The organism is Albidovulum sp. (assembly GCF_049646345.1).
Taxonomy (GTDB): domain Bacteria; phylum Pseudomonadota; class Alphaproteobacteria; order Rhodobacterales; family Rhodobacteraceae; genus Albidovulum.
Genome location: NZ_JBARVQ010000164.1, coordinates 1 through 8,575 on the forward strand (window position 1 = coordinate 1; position 8,575 = coordinate 8,575).

General features: G+C 66.4%; 8 protein-coding genes and 1 riboswitch. Of the genes, 1 reads left to right on the top strand and 7 read right to left on the bottom strand.

Features of this window, described 5'->3' with window-relative positions; genetic code table 11:
• Window positions 1-245: precorrin-6A/cobalt-precorrin-6A reductase (locus WBB85_RS04115; RefSeq protein ID WP_432637358.1), on the top strand; the 245-nt coding region annotated here is incomplete at its 5' end.
• On the opposite strand, the gene cobJ is transcribed toward WBB85_RS04115, so the two are convergent.
• Genes cobJ through WBB85_RS04150 form a run of 7 tightly spaced genes read right to left on the bottom strand, consistent with a single transcriptional unit; the run spans window position 221 to window position 8,150 of the window.
• Window positions 221-955 (bottom strand): precorrin-3B C(17)-methyltransferase, encoded by a 735-nt coding sequence (gene cobJ, locus WBB85_RS04120; protein WP_432637359.1) that lies wholly within the window; start codon window positions 953-955, stop codon window positions 221-223. The genes WBB85_RS04115 and cobJ overlap by 25 nt on opposite strands.
• Window positions 952-1,668: a precorrin-2 C(20)-methyltransferase gene (locus tag WBB85_RS04125; RefSeq protein ID WP_432637360.1), complete on the bottom strand. Its 717-nt coding sequence runs from the start codon at window positions 1,666-1,668 to the stop codon at window positions 952-954. The genes cobJ and WBB85_RS04125 overlap by 4 nt, the downstream gene beginning before the upstream one ends.
• Before the next feature lie 2 nt (window positions 1,669-1,670).
• Window positions 1,671-2,300 carry a precorrin-8X methylmutase gene (locus WBB85_RS04130; protein WP_432637361.1) on the bottom strand — a complete coding sequence of 210 codons (630 nt, stop codon included), beginning with the start codon at window positions 2,298-2,300 and terminating at the stop codon, window positions 1,671-1,673.
• On the bottom strand, window positions 2,290-3,468 hold the full coding sequence (gene cobG, locus WBB85_RS04135) for a precorrin-3B synthase (protein WP_432637362.1): 1,179 nt from the start codon (window positions 3,466-3,468) through the stop codon (window positions 2,290-2,292). The genes WBB85_RS04130 and cobG overlap by 11 nt, the downstream gene beginning before the upstream one ends.
• On the bottom strand, window positions 3,465-6,734 hold the full coding sequence (gene cobN, locus WBB85_RS04140; protein ID WP_432637364.1) for a cobaltochelatase subunit CobN: 3,270 nt from the start codon (window positions 6,732-6,734) through the stop codon (window positions 3,465-3,467). Before cobN ends, cobG begins: the two co-directional genes overlap by 4 nt.
• Before the next feature lie 6 nt (window positions 6,735-6,740).
• Complete coding sequence (gene cobW, locus WBB85_RS04145) at window positions 6,741-7,790, bottom strand: cobalamin biosynthesis protein CobW (RefSeq protein ID WP_432637365.1); 1,050 nt, start codon at window positions 7,788-7,790, stop codon at window positions 6,741-6,743.
• A complete protein-coding gene (locus WBB85_RS04150; RefSeq protein WP_432637366.1) occupies window positions 7,791-8,150 on the bottom strand; it encodes a DUF1636 family protein in 360 nt (119 codons plus the stop codon).
• A gap of 90 nt (window positions 8,151-8,240) precedes the next feature.
• Window positions 8,241-8,470, bottom strand: a riboswitch (cobalamin riboswitch).
• Window positions 8,471-8,575 lie beyond the last annotated feature (105 nt).

Sequence of the window (8,575 nt, forward strand, 5' to 3'; positions counted from 1 at the left end):
CCGTGATTGCACGTGGTCCGTTCACCGAGGATGGCGACTGGAAACTGCTGAAATCCCGCCGCGTGAATCTGATCGTGACGAAAAACTCTGGCGGCACCGGTGCGCGGGCGAAACTCGACGCCGCGCGCAGCCTTGGCCTGCCGGTGATCCTGATCGACCGCCCGGCCCTGCCGCCCCGCCGCATCGCGCGGAACGTGGCCGAGGTTATGGCGTTTCTCGCTCACCGCACGGACCTCGGCGTATAGACGAAGCGCCCGATCCGGCGGGTATCGCGGTTGCCGACGATCACGACTGTGCGCATATCGGCCATTTCGGGCGTTGCCTCGGCCAACGTGACTGTGCTCAGCGCCTCATCCGGCGTCGTAACCGCGCGGGCGAAGGAAATCAGCGTCTCGCCCCCTGCCTCTTCGCGCAGGATCTCCAGCGCGCGGGCAAACTGATGCGGGCGGCTCTTTGAGCGCGGGTTGTAGAAAGCCATCGCGAAACCGGCTTGCGCGGCGAGGCGAAGGCGGTGTTCGACCAGTTCCCAGGGTTTCAGGTTGTCCGAAAGGTTGATCGCGCAGAAATCATGGCCCAAAGGCGCGCCGAGCCGCGCGGCGGCGGCCAGCATTGCGGTGATGCCGGGCAGAATGCGGATGTCGTAATCCTGCGCATCGGGTCGCTGTTCCAGCGCCTCGAAGAGCGCCGAGGCCATGGCAAAAACACCGGGATCGCCGGAGGAGACCACGACCACCCGCTTGCCCGCCGCCGCCATATCGAGCGCGTGGCCCGCACGGTCCAGCTCCACGCGGTTGTCGGATGGGTGCAATGTCAGCCCTTCGCGTGCTGCCACCCGCGCGACATAGGGGATGTAGCCCACGACATCGGTTGCCTCGGCCAAGGCCGCGCGGACCTCATCGGTCACAAGGGCCTCATCCCCGGGTCCGAGGCCCGCGACAGCGATCCAGCCACTCATGGCCGCCGCCCCTGTCCGTGTACGACGGCGATGGAGAAATAGGGCACCTTGGCGGGTGCTTCACAAAGCCGGTGCACCTTCTGGTCACTCATCGTGCCGCGTTCCACCAGCCATGCGGTATCCAACCGCCCCGCCGCGCTCAGACAGCGCTTCAGTTTTTCCAGATTGCGGCCGATCTTCATCACCACCAACGCGTCGGTATCGCGGATGCGGCGGGTCAGTTCGTCTTCATCCATCGTCGCGGTGACCACGGTCAGAACATCGTCGCCCCAGGTGATCGGTTCGCCCGTCGCGGTCCAGCAGCCGGACATGCCGGTGATGCCGGGGATTACTTCCACCACGTTGCGCGCGCGAAGCCGCGTGTAGAGATGCATGAAGCTGCCGTAAAAGAACGGGTCACCCTCACAAAGCACCAAAACAGTCTCTATTTCGGCCAAACGGGCCAGTTTTTCGGCCCAGTCTTCGTAAAACTCCGCCATCACCCGATTGTATTCGGGATCGGAGAAATGGATCTCGGTCGTGACGGGATATTCCATCGGGTATTCGGTGGCGTCGGCGCGCAGCATGCCATTGACGATGCGCCGCGCCTGCCCCTCGTAACCCGCCTTGCGGAAATAGGCGATATGGGTCGAAGTGCGCACCAGCCGGTCGGCCTTGACGCTCATCAGATCCGGATCGCCGGGGCCGAGGCCGGTGCAGATGACCTTTCCCATGTTCATTCCTTCCGGCTGGCGAGCGCATTGACGGCGGCGACGGTGATCGCCGATCCGCCAAGACGGCCCTTCACGATGACCGAGGGCACCGGCAGATCCTGCATCAGCGCATCCTTGGATTCGGCCGCACCGACAAAGCCCACCGGGCAGCCGATGATTGCTGCGGGGCGCGGGCAGGCGGGGTCTTCGAGCATGTTGAGAAGATGAAAAAGGGCGGTCGGCGCGTTGCCGATGGCCACCACGGCCCCTTCCAGATGCGGCCGCCAGAGTTCCAGCGCGGCGGCGGAGCGGGTGTTGCCCATCTCCTTCGCCATCCCTACCACGAGCGGGTCCTGCAGCGTGCAGATGACTTCGTTGTTCGCAGGCAAGCGCGGTCTTGTGATGCCCTCGCTGACCATCCGCGCATCGCAGAGGATCGGCGCGCCGGCCTCAAGTGCTGCACGGGCGGCGATCGCCATGCCGGGGGAAAAGCGGACATGGTCCTCAAGCCCCACCATTCCGGCGGCATGGATCATGCGGACGACGACGATCTCTTCTTCCGGTGTGAAGCGGGTGAGGTTCGCCTCGGCCCGGATCGTGGCGAAGCTTTCAAGGTAAATCGCGGCGCCGTCGGTCTGGTAGCTATGGGGCATGTTGGGTCTCGGTCAGAAGGGCGGGATTGGCGGAGAGCGTTTCGGGGTTTAGCCCGGTCTTCGATGGGGTTTCGGCGGCGGTGCCGCTTTGGATCAGATCAACGGTGCCGTCGGCGCGGCCCACAAGTGTCAAGAGCGCAGGGCCGGGATGGGCACAGCCCTTGGCGCAGCCGGAGACGTGCAGCCGGGTCCCCTCCGGCAAGGCCGACCCGAGCGCGCGGGCGAGGCCACGCGTCGCAATCAGCGCCTGCGGACAGCCGGGCGCGCCGGTGCAGGCCGTGACCCGCAGCATCGGGTCAGCGGGATCGGTGATCAGGCCGGGAATGGCAGGGGCTTCAGCGGCACCCTCGATCAGGATCATGCGCCAGGGCGTGATCCGCAATGGACCATTTTCGGCAAGGATAGACATGGTTCTGGCCGTGATCTGGCCGAATTCGAAGCCGACGAGAAAGCCCATCGGCAGAGGCCCCGGCGCGGGGGCCGGGGCTGCGGCGCGTGGGATGGCGGGGAGTTCTGTGAACAGCTCCGGCAGGCGCGCGCCACGCGCGAGATGCGCCGCCATACGTCCGCGCCCTTCCGGTGCGCCGCCAGTCTCAAGAAACCACTGTGCGAGCCTCAGGGCCAGCGGTGCCACGGTCGCAGGCGTCGCTTCGGCACCGAAACCCATGCCATCGGCACGGACCAGAAGGGTACCGCCCGGACCGCGTTCGATACGGATATCGGCAGAGGCTTCCGACAGAACCGGCTCGGCGCTGCAATCGATCGCATAGCCGAATTTTCCCGGCGCCTGCGGCGCGTCCTTGTGGCCCAGCGCCCTGGTCAGGGACTGCACGAAGTCCTGAACGCCGTCGCCATCCTGCCAGAAGGGCGTCACCACGATATTGCGGCGGCTTTCAACCTCGGTCGTTTCGTCGATCAGACCAAGGGCGGAAAGACCCTCGATCAGCGGGCCATGCGCGGCTTCGGTCACACCGCGCAGCTGGACATTGGCGCGGGCGGAAAGGTCGATCAGCCCGTTGCCGTGGCGGGCCGAAAGCGTGGCGATACCTTTCGCCTGCTCCGGCGTCAGCCGCCCGCCGCGCGGACGGACCCGGACGACAAGGCCGTCGCCCGACATCATCGGGCGAAGCGCGCCGGGGCACCAGCCTTTGATCACAGGATCGCTCATTGCCCAGCCTCGATCGCGATGGAATTGCGCCGGGTGATCCAGAGGCCCGCATCGCGCAAGGCGGCGAACCGGTCGCGCAGGGCCTGCAGGGCTGCAGGGTTTTCGTCCTCCATGAAAGCCACGACCTCATCCCGGCCCAATGTCGCCTCATGGTAGAGGTCGAAAAGATGCGGGGGCACCGCGCGGGCGAGATGGGCGAAGGCCGCCATATGGTCGAGCGTTGCCGCGATCTCGGCAGCGCCGCGGAAGCCATGGCGCATCATGCCGTCGGCCCAATTCGGGTTCGCGGCCCGGGCCCGGACGACGCGGCCGATTTCCTCAGGGAGCGTCCTTGCGCGGGGCGCGTCCGGTCGGGTTGCGTCGATATGATAAAGGGCAGGCGCCTCGCCCCCCAGCTTTGCGACGGCGGCGGCGAACCCGCCCTCATGCGCGGCATAGTCGGAGGCCAATAGCAGGTCGGTCTCGGCCAGATCCTGAATATGGACGAAGCCGTCAGCCCCCTTCACCTGTTCCTCAAGGGCCGCCCGGGCATGCTGGACACTGCCAGATGCGTCAATGGCCCATTCGGAGCCCGACAGCCACGCCTCACCCGCCGCCGCCCGCCCCTCCGGCCCGTAATCCTCAATCGCCTCGCCCATGGCGAGGCCGTAGAGGCCGGGCTTGGGGCCGAAGACGCGGGGGGAGGAGCGCAGGTAGGGATTGTCCTCTGGCGTTTCCTCGCGCTCTGCCAAAGCGGCGGCGGCGGCTTCGAAAAGCTGGGCCAGCCCGGGAAAAACGTCTCTGAACAGGCCCGAAACGCGCAAAGTGACGTCGATGCGGGGGCGGCGCAGCAGGGCGAGCGGGATCACTTCGAAGCCCGACACACGCTCAGATCCGTCGTCCCATTTCGGGGAAAGGCCCGCGAGGTGCAGGGCCATCGCGAATTCCTCGCCTGCCGTGCGCATCGTGGCCGACCCCCAGAGGTCGATGACCAGCGATTTTGGCCAGTCGCCATGGTCCTGCAGGGGACGGCGCAACAGCTCCTCGGCCAGTTTCACGCCCTGTGCATGGGCGGCGCGTGAGGGCACGGCGCGGGGGTCGGTGGTGAAAAGATTGCGGCCCGTGGGCAGCACGTCCGACCGGCCCCGGAAGGGCGAGCCGGAGGGGCCAGCTTCTACCCGCTGGCCGTTCAGCGCGGCGGTCAGCCCGGCGCATTCCTCCGCCCCGCACTGGCCGGAACCGAAGATATGGAGCCCGTCGCCATACTGGCTTTCCTTGATGTCGCAGACAAAGCGGTCGATGCGGGTGATCGCCTCGGCGGGCGAGGCATCCTCCGGAATACCAAGGTCATCCTCGACGCCACGCCCGCGCGCCTCGTCCCGGATTGCCGCGATCAGCCGGTCGCGGCGGGCGGGGTCAAGCCCGTCGGCGGTAGAGTATTCATCGAGCAGGCGTTCAAGGCGACCCAGATCCTCGGGCACCGCACTGTCGATCAAGGGCGGCGGCAGGTGGCCGATGGTCACGGCCCCGATACGCCGCTTGGCTTGTGCGGCCTCGCCCGGGTCGTTGACGATGAAGGGATAGATGACGGGCAGGGAACCGGTCAGCGCCTCGGGCCAGCAGTCAGCAGAGAGCGCCACCGATTTGCCCGGCAGCCATTCGAGCGTGCCATGCGCACCGATATGAAGGAGTGCGTGCAGGCCCTGCGCCCGGAGCCAGAGATAGAAGGCCACATAGCCGTGGCGCGGGGTTCGGGACAGATCGTGGTAATCGTCGCCCCGGGTTGTGACCTCACCGCGTTCGGGTTGCAGGGCGACGATGGCCTTGCCTCTGCGGATCGCGTGAAAGCGAAAATGACCGTCGGTGACCGACGGGTCGGTCGCCGGGTCGCCCCAGGCGGCGAATAGGGCATCTTTCAGCGGGGCGGGAAGGGTCGAAACAGTGTCTGTATATGCCGAAACTGGCCATTTCAGCGTTTCAACCGTCAGGGCCTGACCAAGGTTCTCGCCCGCCTCCACATCGTGGTTTCCGTCGGCAAGGGCCGTAAGGATGCCTTCTGCCGAGGCAAGCGCGTCGAGGCCCACCGCATGGGCCAACTGATGCGCCTTGCCGGGATAGGTGGAGAGGATCAGCGCGACATTGCGGTCCGGCGCGGGCGTCGTCGCAAGGCGGTGCCAGCCCGCCACACGGTCGGCGACGGCGGCGATGCGGTCGGGGTCGTCGCGGTGGGCGAAGCGGGAATATTGCAGGTCGGGATCGCGGCGTCCGGGGCTCTTGAAGCTGGCAACACCGGTGAAAATGCGGCCATCGACCTCGGGCAGCACGACATGCATGGCAAGGTCGGCGGGTGACAGCCCGCGCTCGGACTCGGCCCAGTCCTTTTTCCGCGCGGTCGACAGGGCGACCTGAAAGACCGGACAGCCCGCCGCATCGAGAGGCGAGGCGGAGCCATCCGAGCCCTTTGCCGAGAAGGCAGTGGCGTTGACGATGGCGGCGGGGGCGAGGCGGGTAAGTTCAGCGCGCAGCCATGTGGCGGCTGCGGGATCCTTCAGCGAGGCGGCATAAGCGCCAATGGCGCTGAAACCGCGTTCCTCCAGCGCCGCAATCAGCGCGTCGACCGGATCGGTATCGGCGGAGGTCAGGTAGGACCGGTAGAAGGTGACGACGGCGAGGGGGCGTAGAGGTCCCGGATCAAGTCCGGGACTACGTTCCGCGTCCGGTGCGGAGGCGATGCCCTTGCCCGGCAGGTACCAGCCGAAAGCGGGCACGGACTTGTCGCCCGCCACCGGCCCGGCATAAAGACCCGCCGCCAAAGCCATCTGCTGAAGCGCGGCCTGTGCGGCCACGGCCCCGCCCGCATCGCAGAGCGCTTGCAGGCGGCGCAGGGTCGATTTCGGCAGGGTGGAGAGCTCATCCAGCCGCGCATCCTCGCGCCCGTCGGCAGGCAGGATCGCCAGCGCAATGCCCTTGCGCCGGGCGAGGTCCTGCACCTGCGCCAGACCATAGGGCCAGTAGCTTTCGCCCCCGATCAGGCGGATGAGGATGCCCTTGGCGCCCGACAGGGTCTGATCGACATAGGTGTCGACCGACAACGGATGCCGCAGGGCCACGAGGTTCGCCAGACGAACCGTCGGCAGGGCCCCCGCCGCCCGATGCCAGCCTGCCGCGAAAGCACCAAGGTCGCTGTCGGAAAACGACAGCACCACCAGATCGGCCGGGTCCTGACCCAGGTCGAACGGGGTGTCCGTTTCCTCCAGCCCATGGCTTTCGCGGAAGACGACATGCATGGCGGATCAGGCCCCTACGGTTTCCGGCACCAGAACCGCGCGGATCGCGGCCGGATCGACATCGTCATGTTCGCCGATCACGACAAGCTTCGACGCGCGGGGCGCATCGCCCCACGGCTTATCGTATTGCGCCCGGATGCGCGTGCCCACGGCCTGCACCAGCATCCGCATCGGCTTGCCGGTGACGGCGACATAACCCTTGACCCGCAGGATGTTCTGTTCCTGCGCCAGCCGCACGATGGCCGCCTGCAGGGCGTCGGGATCGGCCACCTCCGGCAGCTCGATCACCACCGTGTCGAAATCGTCATGTTCATGGTCGTCGTGCCCATCGTGATGCGAAGGACGAGCGTCGAGATCGTCTTCCGCCGCCGCCCCCAGCCCGAGGATGACGGCGGGATCGATGCGGCCTTCCTCCATCGCCAGGATCGGCAGCTTGCGCGGGGCTTCGGCCTCGATCACCGCTTTCGCGGCGGCAAGACCCGCCTCACCGGCCAGATCGGCCTTGGACAGAAGAACGATATCGGCGCAGGAAATCTGGTCTTCGAAGACTTCCGACAGCGGTGTCTCGTGGTCGATGCTGTCATCGGCCTCACGCTGGGCCTGCACGGCATCGACATCGGGCGCAAACCGGCCCGCCGCGACCGCCTCGGCATCGGCCAGCGCGATGACGCCGTCCACGGTGATCTTGGACCGGATCGCAGGCCAGTCGAAGGCTTTCAGAAGCGGCTTTGGCAGGGCCAGCCCCGAGGTTTCGATCAGGATATGATCGGGCATCTGCGGCAGGGCCATCAGCGCCTCGATCGTCGGGATGAAATCATCGGCGACGGTGCAGCAGATACAGCCATTGGCCAGTTCGACGATGTTTTCGGCCGGGCAGTTTTCATCCGCGCAGCTTTTCAGGATATCGCCGTCAACACCAACGGTGCCGAATTCATTGACCAGCACCGCCAGACGCTTGCCTTGCGGGTTCTGCATCAGGTGGCGGATCAGCGTCGTCTTGCCGCTGCCCAGAAAGCCGGTGATGACGGTGACGGGGATTTTCGAAAGGTTGGTCATTCAGCTCTCCATCGGGGGGATACGGGCAAGGCTCTGCTTGCGGAAAATCACCGGACGGTCCCGCCATGGCACGATCCCGTCCGTCGTTGCAGCATAGGCGGCGACACCGGAAAGGATATCGGCGACATGTTCGTCGGGATTGAGCCCGCGATAGACATAGGACCAGCGGCCGGGACCCGAGATCGCGATATTGCAGCCATGATCGCAGGCCGAAAGGCATTCGACCGGTACGATACGCACCCCTTCCGGCGCACCTTCAGCCAGAAGCGCGTCCAGAAGCCGGGCGCCGGGGCGAACCTCATCCTCCGGGATGGGCTGACCCATCCGGCAGGTCGTGCAGACATGCAAAGTTACAGTCACGGGGCCAACAGTCCTTTTTACATTCGCGAAAAGGGGCGGGCCTGCGGGGGGCGTCCATGCCCCGAGCCGGTCGCGGAATCCCCCGTCCGCCGTCACATTCCTTCGCTGGCAGGTCTCCCGGCTTGCGGATGTCGGGGTTTCATCGAAACCCCGGCGGCCCCTCCCCCTTCCCGGCATGTTGCCAGTGGGCCATGGGGGGCCTCTCCGGTCACGGTCGCGGGGGCGGCTGCGCTTCGGCCCCGGACCATGGGTGGTCGCAAAGCCTGTCGCATTCCCTCTTCGCCTGCCCTAAGACAGGAACCAGCGCTGCCTGTCCTGAGGCATGTGCTGCCACCTGTCAAGCAATGGAAGGGACCATGGCCGCACCGAAACCGACCGATCCGACCGAAGACGCCGCCCGCCATGCAACGAAGATGGCCAAGAAG